The organism is Priestia sp. P5, assembly GCF_029522155.1.
Lineage (GTDB): Bacteria > Bacillota > Bacilli > Bacillales > Bacillaceae_H > Priestia > Priestia megaterium_E.
Genome location: NZ_JAKWFJ010000003.1, coordinates 122,811 through 141,182, shown reverse-complemented (window position 1 = coordinate 141,182; position 18,372 = coordinate 122,811). Strand labels below are relative to the sequence as shown.

Annotated in this window: 21 protein-coding genes and 1 tRNA gene; 21 read left to right on the top strand and 1 reads right to left on the bottom strand. The window is 39.7% G+C overall.

What is annotated here, in order from left to right; translation table 11 throughout:
• The 19 genes from hprK (at position 1) to MMB69_RS22215 (ending at position 16,396) form a co-directional block, all read left to right on the top strand.
• Entirely contained in the window at positions 1 to 936 is a 936-nt protein-coding gene (hprK, locus tag MMB69_RS22305; protein ID WP_013085404.1) for an HPr(Ser) kinase/phosphatase, read from the top strand.
• 16 nt (positions 937 to 952) lie between these two features.
• Positions 953 to 1,786 (top strand): prolipoprotein diacylglyceryl transferase, encoded by an 834-nt coding sequence (lgt, locus tag MMB69_RS22300; protein WP_221785834.1) that lies wholly within the window; start codon positions 953 to 955, stop codon positions 1,784 to 1,786.
• Between the two features lie 60 nt (positions 1,787 to 1,846).
• Positions 1,847 to 2,494, top strand: a complete 648-nt coding sequence (gene ppaX / locus MMB69_RS22295; protein ID WP_071269862.1) for a pyrophosphatase PpaX — start codon at positions 1,847 to 1,849, stop codon at positions 2,492 to 2,494.
• Complete coding sequence (locus MMB69_RS22290) at positions 2,491 to 3,018, top strand: acyltransferase (protein WP_144633527.1); 528 nt, start codon at positions 2,491 to 2,493, stop codon at positions 3,016 to 3,018. The genes ppaX and MMB69_RS22290 overlap by 4 nt, the downstream gene beginning before the upstream one ends.
• 183 nt (positions 3,019 to 3,201) lie before the next feature.
• Positions 3,202 to 4,383: an ATP phosphoribosyltransferase regulatory subunit gene (locus MMB69_RS22285; protein WP_043977360.1), complete on the top strand. Its 1,182-nt coding sequence runs from the start codon at positions 3,202 to 3,204 to the stop codon at positions 4,381 to 4,383.
• On the top strand, positions 4,383 to 5,015 hold the full coding sequence (hisG, locus tag MMB69_RS22280) for an ATP phosphoribosyltransferase (protein WP_013059721.1): 633 nt from the start codon (positions 4,383 to 4,385) through the stop codon (positions 5,013 to 5,015). Before MMB69_RS22285 ends, hisG begins: the two co-directional genes overlap by 1 nt.
• Positions 5,016 to 5,030: 15 nt before the next feature.
• Positions 5,031 to 6,299: a histidinol dehydrogenase gene (hisD, locus tag MMB69_RS22275; protein ID WP_221785833.1), complete on the top strand. Its 1,269-nt coding sequence runs from the start codon at positions 5,031 to 5,033 to the stop codon at positions 6,297 to 6,299.
• 75 nt (positions 6,300 to 6,374) lie between these two features.
• Positions 6,375 to 6,959, top strand: coding sequence for an imidazoleglycerol-phosphate dehydratase HisB (gene hisB, locus MMB69_RS22270; protein ID WP_013059719.1), 585 nt, complete (start codon positions 6,375 to 6,377; stop codon positions 6,957 to 6,959).
• A complete protein-coding gene (gene hisH / locus MMB69_RS22265; RefSeq protein ID WP_221785832.1) occupies positions 6,960 to 7,607 on the top strand; it encodes an imidazole glycerol phosphate synthase subunit HisH in 648 nt (215 codons plus the stop codon).
• Positions 7,594 to 8,328: a 1-(5-phosphoribosyl)-5-[(5-phosphoribosylamino)methylideneamino]imidazole-4-carboxamide isomerase gene (gene hisA / locus MMB69_RS22260; protein ID WP_277448467.1), complete on the top strand. Its 735-nt coding sequence runs from the start codon at positions 7,594 to 7,596 to the stop codon at positions 8,326 to 8,328. Before hisH ends, hisA begins: the two co-directional genes overlap by 14 nt.
• A complete protein-coding gene (hisF, locus tag MMB69_RS22255) occupies positions 8,328 to 9,086 on the top strand; it encodes an imidazole glycerol phosphate synthase subunit HisF (RefSeq protein ID WP_221785830.1) in 759 nt (252 codons plus the stop codon). Before hisA ends, hisF begins: the two co-directional genes overlap by 1 nt.
• Positions 9,083 to 9,706, top strand: a complete 624-nt coding sequence (hisIE, locus tag MMB69_RS22250) for a bifunctional phosphoribosyl-AMP cyclohydrolase/phosphoribosyl-ATP diphosphatase HisIE (protein WP_013059715.1) — start codon at positions 9,083 to 9,085, stop codon at positions 9,704 to 9,706. Before hisF ends, hisIE begins: the two co-directional genes overlap by 4 nt.
• A gap of 181 nt (positions 9,707 to 9,887) precedes the next feature.
• Positions 9,888 to 11,390, top strand: coding sequence for a tetratricopeptide repeat protein (locus tag MMB69_RS22245; RefSeq protein ID WP_264408670.1), 1,503 nt, complete (start codon positions 9,888 to 9,890; stop codon positions 11,388 to 11,390).
• Between the two features lie 111 nt (positions 11,391 to 11,501).
• Positions 11,502 to 12,455, top strand: a complete 954-nt coding sequence (trxB, locus tag MMB69_RS22240; protein WP_013059713.1) for a thioredoxin-disulfide reductase — start codon at positions 11,502 to 11,504, stop codon at positions 12,453 to 12,455.
• Between the two features lie 303 nt (positions 12,456 to 12,758).
• Positions 12,759 to 13,217, top strand: a complete 459-nt coding sequence (locus tag MMB69_RS22235; protein WP_013059712.1) for an 8-oxo-dGTP diphosphatase — start codon at positions 12,759 to 12,761, stop codon at positions 13,215 to 13,217.
• Between the two features lie 41 nt (positions 13,218 to 13,258).
• A complete protein-coding gene (gene rapZ / locus MMB69_RS22230) occupies positions 13,259 to 14,152 on the top strand; it encodes an RNase adapter RapZ (RefSeq protein WP_013059711.1) in 894 nt (297 codons plus the stop codon).
• Positions 14,149 to 15,135: a gluconeogenesis factor YvcK family protein gene (locus MMB69_RS22225; RefSeq protein WP_013085391.1), complete on the top strand. Its 987-nt coding sequence runs from the start codon at positions 14,149 to 14,151 to the stop codon at positions 15,133 to 15,135. The genes rapZ and MMB69_RS22225 overlap by 4 nt, the downstream gene beginning before the upstream one ends.
• Before the next feature lie 33 nt (positions 15,136 to 15,168).
• Positions 15,169 to 16,113, top strand: coding sequence for a DNA-binding protein WhiA (gene whiA / locus MMB69_RS22220; protein ID WP_277448465.1), 945 nt, complete (start codon positions 15,169 to 15,171; stop codon positions 16,111 to 16,113).
• 25 nt (positions 16,114 to 16,138) lie between these two features.
• Positions 16,139 to 16,396, top strand: a complete 258-nt coding sequence (locus tag MMB69_RS22215) for an HPr family phosphocarrier protein (RefSeq protein WP_025752593.1) — start codon at positions 16,139 to 16,141, stop codon at positions 16,394 to 16,396.
• Positions 16,397 to 16,429: 33 nt separating this feature from the next.
• On the opposite strand, the gene clpP is transcribed toward MMB69_RS22215, so the two are convergent.
• Positions 16,430 to 17,017: an ATP-dependent Clp endopeptidase proteolytic subunit ClpP gene (gene clpP, locus MMB69_RS22210; RefSeq protein ID WP_013059707.1), complete on the bottom strand. Its 588-nt coding sequence runs from the start codon at positions 17,015 to 17,017 to the stop codon at positions 16,430 to 16,432.
• Positions 17,018 to 17,237: 220 nt separating this feature from the next.
• Here clpP and MMB69_RS22205 point away from each other — a divergent pair.
• Together MMB69_RS22205 and MMB69_RS22200 are read left to right on the top strand one after the other, a co-directional pair.
• Positions 17,238 to 17,309, top strand: a tRNA-Arg gene (locus tag MMB69_RS22205).
• A 201-nt stretch (positions 17,310 to 17,510) separates the two neighbouring features.
• On the top strand, positions 17,511 to 18,185 hold the full coding sequence (locus MMB69_RS22200; RefSeq protein WP_277448464.1) for a hypothetical protein: 675 nt from the start codon (positions 17,511 to 17,513) through the stop codon (positions 18,183 to 18,185).
• Positions 18,186 to 18,372 lie beyond the last annotated feature (187 nt).

The window sequence follows — 18,372 nt, the reverse complement described above, 5'->3', positions numbered from 1 at the left end:
GTGGTTAAAGTACGTACAAAAGACATCATTGAGAAATTTAAATTAGAGCTTATTAGCGGAGAAGAAGGAATCGACCGCCCTATTTCAACAAGTGATATTTCACGTCCAGGTATTGAAATGGCAGGTTATTTTACATATTACCCAGCAGAACGTATCCAGCTGTTAGGTAAAACAGAACTATCATTTTTTAAACAATTAGATGATGAACAAAAAAAAGTTCGAATGGAAAAGATGTGTACAGATATCACGCCGGCTATCATTGTTTCGCGCGAAATGGATGTACCGAAAGAACTTATCGAAGCTTCAGAGCGTGAATCAGTTCCTGTGCTGCGTTCAAGCTTTAAAACAACGCGACTTTCCAGCCATTTAACGAATTTTCTTGAAAGCCGGCTAGCACCTACTACTGCCATGCACGGCGTATTAGTTGATATATACGGAATTGGTGTATTAATCATGGGGAAAAGCGGCGTTGGTAAAAGTGAAACAGCTCTAGAGCTTGTTAAGAGGGGACATCGTCTAGTAGCCGATGACTGTGTGGAAATCCGTCAAGAAGATCAAGACACGCTTGTAGGAAATGCGCCTGGTTTAATCGAGCATTTGCTTGAAATTCGAGGACTAGGGATCATCAATGTGATGACGCTATTCGGCGCAGGAGCTGTACGAAGCTATAAGCGAATTTCACTTGTTATTCAGTTAGAGACATGGGATCAGCAGAAACATTATGATCGCCTTGGTTTAGAAGAAGATAAAATGAAAATTATTGATACAGACGTTACAAAAATTACATTGCCAGTACGTCCGGGACGAAACTTAGCTGTTATCATTGAAGTGGCGGCAATGAACTTCCGCTTAAAGCGTATGGGTATTAACGCAGCAGAACAATTTTCCGCGCGTCTAACAGATGTAATTGAAGAAGGAGATCGTGAAGATTTATAAGAAAGGGTGTTAACTTGTGGAAGCAACTATTCAGCCGTTAGATCGCGTGTTCCTTGAAATTGGCCCTCTAACGGTCTACTGGTACGGCGTAATTATCGGTGCAGGTGTTCTATTAGGTCTTTATATTGCGACAAGAGAAAGCGTAAGAAGAGGCTTATCAAAAGATACATTTGTTGATCTTATCTTATTTGCTGTGCCAATAGCTATTATTTGTGCACGAATTTATTATGTATCCTTTGAATGGGGATACTATTCAAAGCATTTAAATGAAATACCTCAGATTTGGCAAGGTGGGATTGCCATTCATGGTGGCTTAATCGGAGGCGTATTAACTGCCATTGTATATTCGAAAGTAAAAAAGATTTCATTTTGGAAGCTGGCTGATATTGCTGCGCCTAGTTTAATCCTTGGCCAAGCCATTGGGCGCTGGGGCAACTTTATGAATCAAGAGGCACACGGGGGGCCGGTTACCCGTGCTTTTTTAGAAGGGTTGCATCTTCCAAATTTTATTATTAACCAAATGTATATTAACGGTACATATTATCATCCTACGTTTTTATACGAATCATTATGGGATTTTGCCGGATTTATCCTGTTGATGGTACTTCGCCGCACCAGTCTGCGAAAAGGAGAAATTTTCTTATCTTATTTAATCTGGTACTCAGTTGGACGCTTCTTTGTAGAAGGGCTTCGCACGGATAGTTTAATGCTGACGCATACACTCAGAATCGCTCAAGTTGTTTCACTTGTACTGATTGTAATAGCCATTATTTTAATTATTGTCCGCCGCGTGACGGGAATGAGTAAACAGAAATACTTAGAGAATGAAGAAGCACAATCTAAGGTGTAAATGAAGAAAAGCTACAAGATTTACACAAACTTGATTTGACGCAAGGGAAGGAAATGAATAATGACGATTAATACGGTTTTGTTTGATTTAGACGGTACGTTAATTGATACCAATGAATTAATTATTGCCTCGTTTACTCATACGCTTAATCACTATTATCCTGAACAATATACTCGTGAAGATATTTTACAGTTTATGGGACCTCCTTTATACGACACGTTTGTAGAAATGGATAAAACGAAAGTAAACGAAATGATTGAGATGTATCGCACGCATAATCTAGCTAATCATGATTTGCTTGTTAAAGAATTTGAAGGCGTTCTTGAAACAGTTAAATGGCTGCACGAGCAGAATTATAAATTAGGTATTGTCACAACAAAGCAAAGAAATACGGTCATGATGGGGCTTAAGTTAACAAAGTTAGACCAGTTCTTTGATACGATTGTCGCAATTGAAGACGTAACAAATGCAAAGCCGCATCCTGAGCCAGTAGAAAAAGCACTGAAGCTGCTTGATGCTAAACCTGAAGAAGCACTGATGGTGGGAGATAACCATCACGACATCGTTTCTGGCCAAAGAGCTTATACGAAAACAGCTGGAGTTGCTTGGAGTGCAAAAGGAAGAGATCATATCGCTTCTTATAATCCTGATATTATTTTAGAAAATATGACGGATTTAATTGATATATTAAAAGGAGAACGTCAGTGAGAAAAACGACGCGCTATCCGGTTAAAGGAGCTAATTCCCTTTGGCATGTCTATAAGACCGTGCCTTTTTGGAAAGTAGTGCGCAACTTCCTAATCATTCAATGCGCTCGCTATACGCCTTTTCTTTCGATGAAAAACTGGCTGTATAAAACGTGCTTAGGGATGAAAGTAGGGCCTCATACATCCTTTGCCCTTATGGTGATGCTCGATATTATGTTTCCTGAAAAAATACAAGTAGGACGCAATACGGTCATTGGATACAATACGACTATTCTCGCTCATGAATATCTGATAACGGAATATCGTCTTGGAGATGTCATCATTGGGGATGAAGTGATGATTGGAGCAAATAGCACCATCCTTCCAGGTGTAACAATCGGCAATGAAGCGGTTGTAGCAGCTGGAACGGTGGTTCATAAAGATGTAGCACCCGGTTTCTTTGTTGGAGGTAACCCTATGCGTGTCATCTATACAAAAGAAGAAATGGAAAAGCGCAGGGAAGCAGAACCTAAAGCCACAACTTAGCAAGAACTAAGCTGTGGTTTTTTTTGTAAATTTGAACAGCTGGCGGTTGACGGCTGACTTTATCGGGTGTAAACTATCAATAACTTTAATTTGTTATCACGCTAATACATTAGCGTGATAAAGTAAAAACAACCTATCAATGGTTCCTTAATAGATAAAATCAAGCTTAAAGGACGTGTCGGAATGTCAAAGTTATTTATGTTTGAAAAACCCCTTGGAATGAGAGATACCCTGCCAGCTCTTTTTGAAAGAAAAAAACAAGTTCGCAATCAGCTGGCAGATGAAATCAGCAGCTGGGGCTATCAATATATGGCAACGCCTACGGTGGAATATTACGAGACGGTAGGAAGCGCATCAGCTATTTTAGATCAACAATTGTTTAAACTTTTAGATAAAGAAGGGCATACGCTTGTGCTGCGACCGGATGTAACAACGCCATTTGCACGTGTGGCCGCTTCAAAACTTTTAAATAATTCTCCTTTGCGCTTAGCTTATGAAGCAAATGTATTCCGAGCTCAGCAGCGTGAGGGCGGCCGCCCGGCGGAGTTTGAACAAATAGGCGTTGAGCTAATTGGAGATGCTACGATGAGCAGCGATGCTGAAGTCATTGCTCTCATGATCGGCGCATTAAAAAGAGCGGGACTTAAATCATTTAAAGTGGCAATTGGCCACATAGGGTTTGTTAATTCGCTTTTTTTAGAAATTGTCGGAAATGAAGAACGTGCTAACGTGCTTCGCCGCTTTTTATATGAGAAAAATTACGTGGGTTATCGTAATCATGTAAAAGATTTGAATCTATCTTCTATTGATAAACAGCGTCTCCTTCAGCTGCTTAACCTGCGCGGAGATGAAAAGAAGATTGAAGAAGCGGTTGAACTAGTTGAAAACGAAGCTGGTAAAAAAGCAGCAGGTGATTTGAAAAAGCTATGGAATATGCTTGATGCGTACGGTGTAACGGATGAGATTAAAATTGATTTTAACTTAGTCAGTCATATGAGCTATTACACAGGTATTTTATTTGAAGTCTTTGCTGAAAACGTTGGTTTCCATATCGGTAATGGAGGACGTTATGACCAGCTTCTTGAAAAATTTGCGTCTAAAACACCAGCTACAGGATTTGGAATTCAGCTCGACCGCTTAATTGAAGCGCTGGGCGAAGAAGTATATGAGCCTTCAGCAGTATACGGCATATTATATAGCCAGGAGCGTTTAGATGAGGCATTAGCTTTAGCTGCTGAACAGCGCAAGCAAGGATATCGGGTAGTGACTCAGGAGATTGCAGGCGTTGATGATGTTGATGTATTTACTGCACAGTTTGAAGAAGTCACGTTTCTAATTGGAAAACGAGGCAAGGGGGGACAATAATGAGTGAACTATTAACAATTGCAATGCCAAAAGGACGTATTTTTGAAGAAGCAGCTGAACTTTTGCGTCAAGCAGACTTTCAATTGCCGCCAGAATTTGACGATTCGCGCAAGCTGATTGTAGACATTCCTGAAGAGAACATGCGCTTTATTTTAGCAAAACCAATGGACGTTACTACTTACGTAGAATACGGGGTAGCGGATCTTGGTATTGCAGGTAAAGACGTAATGTTAGAAGAAGAACGAGATGTCTATGAGCTGTTGGATTTAAATATTAGTAAATGTCATCTGGCCGTTGCCGGTTTGCCTAATGCTAAAAAATCAGAAATTGCTCAAAAAGTGGCAACCAAATATCCAAATGTAGCATCTACTTATTTCAGGGAGCAAGGAGAGCAAGTAGAAATTATTAAATTGAATGGTTCCATTGAATTAGCGCCTTTAATCGGCCTGGCTGATCGGATCGTTGATATTGTATCAACGGGACAAACACTAAAAGAGAACGGACTTGTTGAATTGGAGCACATTGAAGATATTACATCGCGTTTGATTGTGAACCCGGTGAGCTATCGTTTAAAAGACGAACGAATTGATGATTTAGTGAATCGTTTAGCCCAAGTGGTTCAACCTGTATAAAAGAGGTGACATACATTGAAAATTACACGTGTAACAGAACAAGTGAGCTTAAAACGTACGATTGATCAAGGGACGAGTGCTCAAAGAGAAATTGTCGTAAATATTTTAAAGCAGGTGCAAGAGCAAAAAGACGAAGCTTTAAAAAGGTATACAGCACAATTTGACGGCGTTGAGCTTTCTTCTTTACTTGTGACAGAACAAGAAAAGAAGCGTGCTTATGAGCTGGTTGATGCAGATATGCTGTCAATCATTCGTGAAGCGGCTGACAACATTCGTGATTACCACGAAAGAATGGTCGAGCAGTCTTGGATGACAACAAAAGAAGACGGCACCATTTTAGGTCAGAAAGTAACGCCTTTAGATGCAGTAGGTGTTTATGTACCGGGAGGCCTTGCGGCGTATCCTTCTTCCGTTTTAATGAATGTTATTCCTGCGCAAGTGGCAGGGGTAAAACGTATTGTGATGGTTTCACCTCCAGGAAAAGACGGCGCGCTGCCTGCTGGAGTAGTGGTAGCAGCGAATGAGCTTGGGGTCGAAGAGATTTATAAAGTAGGGGGAGCTCAAGCGATAGGAGCACTTGCCTATGGAACAGAAACAATTAAACCTGTCGATAAAATTGTAGGGCCTGGTAATATCTTTGTTGCATTAGCGAAAAGAGAAGTATATGGATTAGTAGACATTGACTCAATTGCTGGACCTAGTGAAATTGTCGTACTAGCAGACGAAACGGCTAAGCCGAACGAAGTGGCAGCTGATTTATTGTCTCAAGCAGAACATGACAAATTAGCTTCAAGCATTTTAGTCACGCCTTCTATGAAATTAGCCGAAACTGTTAAAGAAGAAGTAGAAAGACAAGTAGAATCTTTACCTCGTAAAGAAATTGCAAAACCTTCTATTGATAACCATGGTGCTATTTATGTGACAGGGTCATTAGAAGAAGCGGTTGAAGCTGTTAATCAATTAGCTCCTGAGCATTTAGAAATTATGACTGAAAGTCCGCTTGAACTTTTAGGTTCCATTCGTCATGCCGGTGCTATTTTTCTAGGAAGATACAGCTCAGAACCTGTTGGCGATTATTTCGCGGGACCAAACCATGTTCTTCCAACCAATGGGACAGCGAAATTCTCAAGTCCTTTATCAGTTGATTCATTTGTGAAGAAGTCTAGTATCATTTCATACAGCCAACAAGCCCTGCAGAAAAATGTCTCGAAAATCGCAGCGTTTGCTCGTTTAGAAGGGCTAGAAGCTCATGCAAGGGCGGTTGAAGAACGCTTTAAAAAATAAGGTGGAGATTAAAAGAAAAGAGTAGAAATGTTCTTTTCTTTACTTATTACATGCACAGTTGAAAGGAGTTTCACAATGAGAGAGTCAAGTATTAAACGTACAACAAACGAAACGGATATTGCATTAGCGATTGGAATCGATGGAGAAGGAAAAGCGAACATTGATACAGGCGTTCCTTTTTTAAATCATATGCTCGATTTATTTACAAAACACGGACAATTTAACCTTGATGTAAAAGCAGATGGAGACACGGAGATAGATGATCACCATACAACGGAAGATATCGGTATTTGCCTTGGTCAAACGTTCAAAGAAGCGCTCGGTGATAAAAAAGGAATTAAGCGCTATGGAAATGCTTTTGTACCAATGGATGACGCGTTGGCTCAAGTTGTAGTGGATTTAAGCAATCGTCCTCATTTTGAATTTAAAGGTGACATTCCCGCGTCGCGCGTCGGTACATTTGATACAGAACTTGTGTATGAATTTTTATGGAAATTTGCATTAGAATCTCGCATGAATGTACATGTAATTGTACACTACGGTAAAAATACACACCACATTATTGAAGCGGTATTTAAGGCTTTAGCACGTGCTTTGGACGAAGCGACAACGATTGATCCGCGTGTCAAAGGTGTGCCTTCGACGAAAGGGATGTTGTAAATGATTGGAATTATCGACTATGGGATGGGCAACTTATACAGCGTAAGTAAAGCTCTTGAACGATTAAACTATGACTATATTATCTCCGCAGATCCGGCAGAACTAAGAAAGGCAAAAGGGCTGATCCTTCCCGGAGTTGGAGCATTCAAAGATGCGATGGAACAGCTGAATCAAACAAAGCTGACGGACTTTATTAAAGAAGAAGTAGCAAAAGGAATGCCTTTGCTTGGAATTTGTTTAGGTATGCAGCTTTTATTTGAAGAAAGCGATGAGAACGGCGTAACAAAAGGGCTGGAACTGTTAAAAGGAAGAGTCGAGCGTATTCCCGGCATTACTGCCGAAGGACAGACATATAAAGTTCCGCATATGGGCTGGAACTCTTTAGATTTTCATCAGCCGTCTGCTCTGCTTGATGGAATCAGTGAAGGACACGTGTACTTTGTTCACTCTTATTACGTAAAAACAAATGACCAAGACGTGCTTTTAGCAACAAGTCCTTATGACGTTGAAGTTCCAGCAGTTGTTGGAAAAGAACACGTATTTGGTACTCAATTCCACCCTGAAAAAAGCAGTGAAATCGGAATGCAAATGCTGCAAAATTATGCAAACTTCGTAGAGAAAAGGAGCCCATCGTATGAGCAAATTTGAAATATATCCAGCCATTGATATGCGCGGAGGAAAGTGCGTCCGTTTGCTTCAAGGAGATTACACAAAAGAAACGGTGTACGGAGATTCTCCGGTAGATATGGCCACACAATTCACAAGTGAAGGCGCTCAGTGGATTCACATGGTTGATTTAGACGGCGCAAAAGCGGCCAAGCGCGTGAATGATGAATTTGTGCTAGGCGTGAAAAAGAAATTAAATGTACGTGTGCAAATTGGAGGAGGCATTCGCTCAGAAGCTGATGTTGCTTACTATTTAGAAAACGGAATTGACCGCGTTATTTTAGGAAGTGCAGCTATTTCTAATCCTGAATTTGTGAAAAAAATGCTGAAGGAATATGGTGCACGTATTGCTATTGGTATTGATGCACGTGATGGCTACGTTGCGACGGAAGGCTGGGTGGAAACATCTACAATCAAAGCGACAGAACTAGGAAAAGAATTGGCTAATGCTGGTGCGCAAACATTTATTTTCACGGATATTTCTACGGATGGCATGCTGTCTGGTCCTAATGTGGAAGGGATTGTTGAAATGGCTAAGGCTACGGGAAAAGGTGTGATTGCATCAGGTGGAGTTAGTAAACTTGCTGATCTAGATGCACTAAAGAAATATGAAGCTGACGGCGTTATTGGTGCGATTGTAGGAAAAGCACTTTATACAAATAAGTTTACAGTAGCTGAAGCACTTCAAGAGGTGAAAGCGTAATGATTACAAAACGAATCATTCCTTGTTTAGATGTAAAGGACGGCCGTGTGGTAAAAGGAGTTCAGTTTGTGGAACTTCGAGATGCAGGAGATCCTGTAGAGTTGGCGAAATTTTACGATGAAGAAGGCGCAGACGAATTAGTCTTTTTAGATATCTCTGCTTCTCATGAAGGACGCAAAACAATGGTACATGTTGTAGAAGAAGTAGCATCTCATCTAGCGATTCCTTTTACGGTGGGCGGAGGAATTAATGCATTAGAAGATATGAAGAGAATGCTTCGTGCTGGTGCAGACAAAGTGTCATTAAATACAGCGGCCGTACTCAATCCAGCACTGATTACAGAAGGGTCCGACTTTTTTGGGGCTCAGTGTATTGTGGTAGCCATCGATGCTAAGTACGATGAAAGTTTACAATCATGGCGAGTCTATACACACGGAGGCCGCAACGCAACGGACTGGGAAGTAATCGACTGGGCAAGAGAAGCAGTGAAGCGCGGTGCGGGTGAGATCTTGTTAACGAGTATGGATAAAGACGGCGAAAAGTCAGGGTTTGACTTAGCATTAACCAAAGCAGTTAGCCAAGCGGTGAGTGTTCCTGTTATTGCTTCTGGCGGCGCAGGAAATGGTCAACATTTTGTCGATGCGTTTGAAAAAGGAGAAGCTGACGCGGCTTTGGCGGCTTCGATCTTTCACTATAAAGAAACATCTGTAAAAGAAATTAAAAGCTATGCAAAACAACAAGGAGTGAGCATTCGATGACGATTGAAAACATTAAATTCAACAGTGATGGACTTGTACCAGCTATTGTACAAGATGCTGTGAGCAAAGAAGTTTTAACATTGGCTTATATGAACGAAGAATCACTTCAAAAATCAATTGATACACGTGAAACGTGGTTTTACAGCCGTTCTCGACAAGAGTTGTGGCACAAAGGCGCAACCTCAGGAAATACACAAAAGATTGTAAGCATGGCATATGACTGTGATGCTGATTCTCTTGTTGTAAAAGTGGAGCCTCAAGGTCCTGCTTGTCATACGGGGGCTTACAGCTGTTTTAATGAAACAATTCTTGGTGAAAATAAACAAAATGATAATCGGTTTGCTATTATTAATGAGCTAGAAGAAGTAATCGCTAAGCGTGAAGCTGAAATGCCAGAAGGAGCTTATACGACGTACTTGTTTGATAAAGGCGTAGATAAAATCCTCAAAAAAGTAGGAGAAGAAGCTGGTGAAGTCATTATTGCAGCAAAAAATCGTGACCATGATGAGCTGAAGTGGGAAGTTGCAGATTTATTGTACCACGTACTTGTTTTACTTCGTGAGCAAAAGCTGCCTTTAGACGATGTCCTATCAGTATTAAAAGAGCGTCACTCTAGCTAATAGCTACATAGTGAAAAGAGAGAAGGAGTTGTCTCATTTTAGATAAAAGAGGCAAAACCTTCTCTTATTTGCGTCAAGAAACGACTGCTTGCAGGCTCCTTTTTTGAATAGAGGTATTAAACTTCTTGGCAAATGTGATATACTACGAACGTCGAAATTATCAACTTATTTGGAGGGCTTAATGGAAAAACACTCAAAAGTAATTCAAAAAATGGCACAAGTAATTCCATTTTCGCAAACGGGTGACTTCTATTTCGAAAAAGCGCTGCAGGCGTTTGAAGAAGAGGAGTCAGATAAAGCGCTCAAGTATTTAACGCGTGCAAACAAAGAAAATGCCCGTAATCCACAGCTTCTTACAAACGTTGGAGTAGCTTTAACGGAGCGGGGAGATTATCAAGATGCCAACGAGCTTTTTCTCCATGTGATTCATCATATGGACGATACATTAGGAAGCTGTTACTACTATATAGCCAACAGCTATGCGCATCTTGGACTGTTTGAAGAATCAAAAAAATACGCGATGTATTACATTGAGCATTTTCCAAATGGTGACCTCTTTCGATCGGCTACAGATCTGTTAGATTTACTATCAATTGATGTGGATGAAGAAGATGAAGAGCCTAAAAGTCAGCTAGGCGACATGCTGATTATAAAACAAGAACAAGCAAAAAGACTGCTTGAAGCAACGAATTTTGAAGAAGCAGTGGATTTGTTAACTGAAATAATTGATGAGTATCCAGAATTCTGGTCTGCATATAATAATTTAGCGTTAGCTTATTTTTATTTAAATAAAATTGATGAGGCAATGGATTTGCTGAATGAAGTATTGGAGAAAAACCCTGGAAATCTTCATGCGTTATGCAATCAGCTGATTTTCTATTATTATTGCCATAAGCAAAAAGAAGTTGAGGAGCTTACAGACGGGCTTAGCCGCGTTTATCCGATGTCCTTTGAACACCGCTATAAGCTTGGAGCAACATTTGCGTTGATTGGTCAATACAAACTATCATACAGATGGTTAAAAAAGCTTTATACACAAGGATTTCAAGGAGACAACTCATTTCATTATTGGCTCTCATATGCCTCTTACTATACTGGACGTGAAGCGTTCGCTAAAGAAATGTGGAAGCTGGCATTGGAAGACGTTCCTGATAAAGAAGGAGAGGAGCCTTGGCGCATCAGTCAAAAAGCTGCGAAGGTTTTTCAATCGAAAGTGGATGTTACAGCGAAAAAGAAATGTGCAACAAAAAATGTTCATGATCAGCTTTACAGTCTGTATATGGCGAAGAAGCTTCCTGAACAACAGCGTCTGCTTCTTTTAGAAGAAATCAAGTCGTCCATACATATGAGTACACTTTTAGATGAAGTATATACGTATGTATGGCAGGATAAACACCATGTGATTTTTGAGGTGGCAGATGTTATTGAGCTGGAGATGGAATCGCAGACTGAAAGTGATATCCAGGATCTTTTAAGCTTTTGGTTTTATGTATATGTACAGGTATATAAACAATCCTATGATTTTCAGCATGTGAACGTAAATGCATGGGCCGCAGCCGTCACATATATATGGGCGAAAGAACAAAACCAGTCTATTACTCAAGCCGATGCGGCAAAACAATATTCCATTTCCGCTGCAACAGTGAGAAAGTACAGTAAAATTGTGAATACGTTATTAAATTGAGCAAAAAAATAGACGATAATAGGAAGAACATATTAGGATAGTGGTAACGAAATAATTATCCATAAATTTGGAATCAACTACGAAGGAATTTCCTAAAAGGAGTGTAAAGAAATGACAGAAGAAAAAATTTATGATGTCATTATTATTGGGGCAGGCCCAGCAGGTATGACTGCTGCCGTATATACATCTCGTGCAGATTTATCAACACTAATGATTGAACGAGGAATTCCAGGCGGTCAAATGGCTAATACGGAAGATGTAGAAAACTATCCAGGTTATGATCATATCCTTGGTCCTGACCTTTCTAACAAAATGTTTGAGCATGCAAAAAAATTCGGTGCGGAATATGCGTACGGTGATATTAAAGAAATCATCGACGGAGAAGAATACAAGACAGTTCGTGCAGGCAGCAAAGAATATAAAACACGTTCAGTAATCGTTGCTACTGGTGCTGAATATAAAAAATTAGGTGCGCCAGGAGAAAAAGAACTAGGCGGCCGCGGCGTATCTTATTGTGCGGTATGTGACGGCGCATTCTTTAAGGGCAAAGAGCTAGTCGTTGTAGGCGGTGGAGACTCTGCGGTTGAAGAAGGCGTATATTTAACACGCTTCGCAACAAAAGTAACAATTATTCACCGACGCGATGAGCTTCGCGCGCAGAAAATCCTACAGCAGCGTGCATTTGATAACGAAAAAGTTGACTTTATTTGGAATACAACGGTCAAAGAAGTAAATGAAAAAGACGGTAAAGTAGGCAGCGTAACGTTAGTAGACACAAAAACAGGTGAAGAGCGCGAGTTCGGTGCGGACGGCGTATTCATTTATGTTGGAATGGTTCCACTAACAAAACCATTCGAAAGCCTAAACATCACGAATAAAGAAGGATATATTGAAACGAACGAGCAAATGGAAACAAAAGTACCAGGGGTGTTCGCAGCTGGAGACGTTCGTGAAAAGGCTCTTCGTCAAATTGTAACAGCTACAGGCGATGGCAGCATTGCTGCTCAAGCGGCTCAGCACTATGTAGAAGAGTTAAAAGAAAAGTTAAAAGCTATTCAGCAATAAGGCTGAAATCAATCTTTTACAAAACGTAATTCGGTTTTAACTGTTCTGTAACACATGTGAAACATTGATGGGGTACTATATAGATAGTAATTGACCCCCTTTTATAAAATATATGTATGTCGGGCATAGGACGTGTTCCTATGCCTCTTTTTTGTGACTATAACAGATTGAATTTACGTATATAACAGCAATAGATTATTTTCAGAAAATTTAGTAATAGTTAGTTCATCTCCGTTGTGAGAGAAGTTTGTTTCGTAGTATAATAAAAGAAAATGTCAGTATACATATGATGAGGTGGAAAACATGCAAAGGGTCACAAATTGTGTATTAATGAAAGATGATAAAGTATTGTTGCTTCAAAAGCCACGAAGAAACTGGTGGGTGGCCCCGGGTGGGAAAATGGAGCAAGGAGAATCTGTAAAAGACTCTGTTGTAAGAGAATTTCGTGAAGAAACGGGAATTTATTTGAAAAATCCCACTGTAAAAGGTATCTTTACTTTTACGATGAAAGAAAACGATCAAATTTCATCTGAATGGATGATGTTTACTTTTTTTGCTACAGATTTTGATGGGACAAATGTGCTAGAATCAGAAGAAGGCAAACTCGGTTGGCATAATTTGAGTGAAGTAAGTGAATTGCCGATGGCACCGGGAGATCATCACATTATCGATTATGTAGCAAAAGGGTCGGGTGTTATTTATGGCAACTTTACGTATACAACGGATTTCGAGTTATTATCTTATCGAATTGATCCTTGTTAATGATAAATAGACATGTTTGCATAGATTGAGGGGGATGGAAAATGAGTACTGGGTCTGTAAGCGATATTCAATTAGTGATTATTACTGGAATGTCAGGTGCAGGGAAAACAGTAGCAATTCAGAGTTTTGAAGATTTAGGGTTCTTTTGTGTAGATAATTTACCCCCTACATTGCTACCGAAATTTTTAGAACTCATGAAAGAGTCAGGGAATAAAATGAATAAAGTTGCTCTTGTTATGGACTTGCGAGGCAGAGAGTTTTTTGAAAGCCTGTTTGAAGCATTAGATAACATGAGTGAAACAACGTGGGTCACGCCACAAATTTTATTTTTAGATGCAAAAGATTCTGTATTGGTGACGCGCTACAAAGAAACGAGACGTTCACATCCGCTAGCTCCTTCGGGTTTACCTTTAGAAGGAATTGGTATGGAGCGCGAGCTTCTTGAGGAGTTAAAGGGAAGAGCTCAGCTTATTTATGAGACGTCAGAGTTAAAACCAAGAGAGCTTAGAGAAAAAATTTTAACTCAGTTTTCGTCGCACGCTTCACAGGTTTTTACTGTTAATGTGATGTCGTTTGGTTTTAAATACGGGGTGCCTATTGACGCTGATTTAGTCTTTGATGTGCGCTTTTTGCCAAACCCTCACTACATTGACCATATGCGTCCGAAAACGGGGCTTGAAGAAGAGGTTTCTTCTTACGTATTAAAATGGACGGAAACTCAAAAGTTCATTGAAAAAGTAGTAGACTTACTTTCGTTTATGCTTCCACAGTACAAGCGAGAAGGTAAAAGCCAGCTGGTTATTGCTATAGGATGCACAGGCGGACAGCATCGCTCCGTCACACTAGCTGAATATTTAGGTCACCATTTCCAGAATGAATACAAAACTCATATTTCTCATCGTGACATTGAGAGGAGAAAGGAAAATCATAGATGAGCAGTGAACAGCTTCCAAAAGTTGTCGTCATTGGGGGAGGAACGGGTTTACCAGTGCTGTTAAGAGGGTTGAAGGAATACCCTCTTGATCTTACAGCCATCGTAACCGTAGCAGACGACGGGGGAAGTTCTGGCCGATTGCGCGATGAACTTGAAATCCCTGCTCCTGGTGATATTCGAAATGTGCTAGTTGCTTTATCTGATGTAGAACCACTAGTTGAAGAGCTTTTTCAGCATCGATTTGATACAGGAAATGAGCTTACAGGCCATTCTCTTGGCAATTTGTTGCTTGCAGCTATGACGTCTATTACTGGCGATTTTGTGCATGCTATACGAGAAATGAGCAAAGTACTAAACGTCAGAGGGAAAGTACTTCCAGCAGCTAATCAAAGTGTGGTGCTGCATGCAGAGATGCAAGATGGATCCATCGTAACAGGTGAATCTAAAATTCCAGAAGTTAATAAAAAAATTAATAAAGTATTTTTATCGCCCGCCGATGTGAAACCGCTTGTCGAGACAATAAAAGCGATTCGACGAGCTGATTTAATTGTGTTGGGGCCCGGAAGTCTTTATACAAGTATTTTGCCGAATTTACTGGTGCAAGATATTTGTAACGAGCTTTGTTCGACAAAAGCAAAGAAAGTGTACGTATGCAACGTGATGACGCAGCCGGGTGAGACATTGGGCTTTAAGGCAAGTGATCATATTAAAGCGCTTTACAATCATATGCCGTGTGCATTTTTAGATGCGATTATCGTCAATAATGCACCTATTCCAGCACCTTTGAAAAAGAAATATCAAGTAGAGCAGGCTCAGCCTGTAGAATATGATCGTGAAGTATTGCTAAAATTAGGGTTAGAAGTGATTGAAGATCAAATTATTCAGTATGACGGCAGCGTAATTAGGCATGATACAAAAAAAGTAGCAAAGCTTGTGTATTCTATGCTGACATCGCTGCAAGGTAAAGCGAATACGGGTGTTTAACACTATTTCCGTATGTAGATTGGAGGTGAAGTTATGTCATTTGCATCAGAAACAAAAAAAGAGTTAACGAATTTAGAAGTCAAAGATTGCTGTGCAAAAGCAGAGCTTTCTGCATTAATTCGAATGAATGGTTCACTTTCTTTTTCGAATAAAAAATTCACGGTTGATGTTCAAACAGAAAACGCAGCGATTGCTCGGCGCATTTATGTCCTGCTTAAGAAAAATTATGATGTGTCAGTAGAACTGCTTGTGCGTAAGAAAATGCGGTTGAAGAAAAACAATGTGTATATTGTTCGATTAGTAGAAAAAACGAGAATGCTTTTGGAAGACTTGAAAATTGTAGAAGAAGGATTCACGTTTACACATCGTATTTCACCAGTGCTAGTACAAAAAAAATGCTGTAAGCGATCCTACTTAAGAGGCGCATTTTTAGCGGGCGGTTCTATTAATAACCCAGAGACATCATCGTACCATCTTGAAATCTTTTCATTGTATGAAGAGCACAACGAAGCTTTATGCAATTTAATGAACGAATTTCAATTGAATAGTAAAACATTAGAACGGAAAAAAGGCTATATTAACTATTTGAAAGAAGCTGAAAAAATTACGGAGTTTCTAAATATCATTGGAGCCCATAACGCTCTGTTACGGTTTGAGGATGTAAGAATCGTCCGAGATATGCGAAATTCCGTTAATCGCTTAGTTAATTGTGAAACAGCTAACTTAAATAAAACGATCGGAGCGGCTATTCGTCAAGTGGAAAACATTCGTTATATTGATGAAACAGCTGGATTAGACATCTTACCAGAAAAGCTAAGAGAAATTGCTCGTTTGCGTGTGGAATACCAAGACGTTACGTTAAAGGAGCTTGGTGAGATGGTATCTGGAGGTCAAATTAGCAAATCGGGCATTAACCATCGGTTGCGTAAAATTGACCAAATAGCAGACAAGCTTCGCGCCGGTCAGCCAGTCACATAAGGGGAATTGCAAGGGGGAGGATTTTATCATGGAAAAACAAGTAGAAGTAAAATTAAAAACGGGATTACAAGCTCGTGTTGCAGCACTGTTTGTGCAAGAAGCAACTCGTTTTACATCTGATGTGTACTTGAAGAAAGATGAGAAAATAGTCAACGCTAAAAGTATCATGGGGTTAATGAGCTTAGCGATTAATAATGGTTCTCTCATTACGCTCATTGTTGAAGGGGTAGATGAAAAAGAAGCAATGGATGCGTTAGTAGCTTACGTAGAGAACGATGCATAAAAAAGCCTTTCCCGCTGCGGGAAAGGCTTTTTTTTATTTAGGGTCGTTTTCTAATACTTTGTCAATTAGACCGTATTCTAAAGCGCGTTCAGCAGTCATGAAATTATCACGATCTGTATCACGTTGTAGCACTTCTAACGGTTGACCTGTACGCTCAGCTAAAATTGAATTTAGTTTTTCGCGTAAGAATAGAATACGTTTTGCCGCAATTTCGATTTCAGTAGCTTGTCCTTGAGCACCACCAAGAGGTTGATGAATCATTACTTCGCTGTTTGGAAGAGCAAAACGTTTGCCCTTTTCACCAGCAGCCAGTAAGAAAGCACCCATTGATGCAGCCATACCGATACAAATTGTAGAAACTTTTGGCTTAATGAATTGCATCGTATCGTAGATAGCCATTCCAGCTGTAATAGAGCCACCTGGACTGTTGATATAAAGTGAGATATCTTTTTCTGGGTCTTCAGCAGCTAAGAATAGAAGCTGAGAAACGATTGAGTTAGCTACATTATCGTCAATAGCACTACCTAAAATAATAATGCGGTCTTTTAATAAACGTGAATAAATGTCATAAGCACGTTCACCACGGTTTGTTTGTTCAATAACTGTAGGAATTAAGTTCATATTAAATTCCTCCTTAACAAGAATAATTTGTTATGTACCTATAATACACGTATGGTCAATAAAGGTCAAACAAAAGAACCTCTACTACACATATTCGCTTAAAAGACTATGTATTCCTCTTTGACATTATTAAAATTTTTCCCCCTTCTAAAAAAAATAAACGTAGTATTCTATTGAAAAGAGAAGTTTTCTCTCCTATAATGGAAGTTGTGACAAATATGCCCTCGTAGTGTAGTGGATAGCACAAGAGATTCCGGTTCTCTTAGGGTGGGTTCGAATCCTGTCGAGGGCGTCTTAAAACGTTGCGGATTACGCAACGTTTTTTATTTTGAGTAAAAAGGCTCATATTCCTAAAAAATAATATTTATTTTTCTCCTCTAACCCTTTATACGCGCAAGGAAGCAAGAAATTAATTCCATTGTACCGGTTGCAGAATTTGTCAGAATACTATAAAACAGTATATAAGGAAAAGAAACACGGAGGAGGAATAAATATGAAATATGTGAACAAACTTTTCATTGTCAGTGCATCGGTAGCACTATTGCTGTCTGCATGCGGGACGAACGAAGATTCTGCTCAGCCAAAGTCTAATGATCAAGCAGAAAATGTTCAGCAGGATAAGGCTTCTAAATCTGATCAAACATCAGGCGCTGCAAAAGAAGATTCGAAAAAAGATGCGGATTCTTCCGAGGTCTCAGCCAAACCTTCAGGAAGTCAATCATCAACTAGCAAAACAGCGGAAGATGGACAGTCAACGTCTTCTTCAGAAACAAAATTAACAAAAAGCCCAGAACAAGATTATTCTATTCAAGTAATGGACGGTTATAAACTAACGGGTGAAGAACCAGGAAAAGATGCGTTAGTATTAACTTCAGATGATTCTCAATTTATGCGTATTGAAATGCTTTCATCAGAAGCATCGCTGGACGACGCTGCTCAATCTGTTAAACAAACGGCAACAGCAGTTAATAAAAATGCAGCAGAGAAAAAGAATCTTGAAGAGAATGGAATCTTCAAAGATTCTGTTTGGTATGAAGCCACATCTGGCGATCATACGGTAAACGCCGTGCTGGTTAAAGGAAAGAAACCAATGAAGCTAACCATCTTCATGAAAAATGACGAAGAAAACTTGGACAAGTTTATGCAAATGGCACAAACCATTCAATAAGCAATTTTTCTATATATTATACACATGCAGAGAATTCGACATGACGAAGAAAACGTCATGTCGGATTATTACTCGGATCATGTGGCTGGTGGGAATTATAATGAAAAGTTATAAAAGTGCATAGCTCTATTACTTTTTTGATGGTTAGTAAGTAAAAATAGGATGAAGCGCTTCGTTAACAAAGGTT

What these genes read in the sequence shown, in the direction of transcription:
- MMB69_RS22225 (WP_013085391.1), top strand. Translation starts at nt 14,149, where the DNA reads ATGAGCAGTGAACAGCTTCCAAAAGTTGTCGTCATTGGGGGAGGAACG.
- MMB69_RS22235 (WP_013059712.1), top strand. Translation starts at nt 12,759, where the DNA reads ATGCAAAGGGTCACAAATTGTGTATTAATGAAAGATGATAAAGTATTG.
- clpP (WP_013059707.1), bottom strand. Translation starts at nt 17,017, where the DNA reads ATGAACTTAATTCCTACAGTTATTGAACAAACAAACCGTGGTGAACGT.
- MMB69_RS22285 (WP_043977360.1), top strand. Translation starts at nt 3,202, where the DNA reads ATGTCAAAGTTATTTATGTTTGAAAAACCCCTTGGAATGAGAGATACC.
- ppaX (WP_071269862.1), top strand. Translation starts at nt 1,847, where the DNA reads ATGACGATTAATACGGTTTTGTTTGATTTAGACGGTACGTTAATTGAT.
- MMB69_RS22200 (WP_277448464.1), top strand. Translation starts at nt 17,511, where the DNA reads ATGAAATATGTGAACAAACTTTTCATTGTCAGTGCATCGGTAGCACTA.
- rapZ (WP_013059711.1), top strand. Translation starts at nt 13,259, where the DNA reads ATGAGTACTGGGTCTGTAAGCGATATTCAATTAGTGATTATTACTGGA.
- hisH (WP_221785832.1), top strand. Translation starts at nt 6,960, where the DNA reads ATGATTGGAATTATCGACTATGGGATGGGCAACTTATACAGCGTAAGT.
- hisB (WP_013059719.1), top strand. Translation starts at nt 6,375, where the DNA reads ATGAGAGAGTCAAGTATTAAACGTACAACAAACGAAACGGATATTGCA.
- hisA (WP_277448467.1), top strand. Translation starts at nt 7,594, where the DNA reads ATGAGCAAATTTGAAATATATCCAGCCATTGATATGCGCGGAGGAAAG.
- hisIE (WP_013059715.1), top strand. Translation starts at nt 9,083, where the DNA reads ATGACGATTGAAAACATTAAATTCAACAGTGATGGACTTGTACCAGCT.
- hisG (WP_013059721.1), top strand. Translation starts at nt 4,383, where the DNA reads ATGAGTGAACTATTAACAATTGCAATGCCAAAAGGACGTATTTTTGAA.
- hisF (WP_221785830.1), top strand. Translation starts at nt 8,328, where the DNA reads ATGATTACAAAACGAATCATTCCTTGTTTAGATGTAAAGGACGGCCGT.
- MMB69_RS22245 (WP_264408670.1), top strand. Translation starts at nt 9,888, where the DNA reads ATGGAAAAACACTCAAAAGTAATTCAAAAAATGGCACAAGTAATTCCA.
- whiA (WP_277448465.1), top strand. Translation starts at nt 15,169, where the DNA reads ATGTCATTTGCATCAGAAACAAAAAAAGAGTTAACGAATTTAGAAGTC.
- trxB (WP_013059713.1), top strand. Translation starts at nt 11,502, where the DNA reads ATGACAGAAGAAAAAATTTATGATGTCATTATTATTGGGGCAGGCCCA.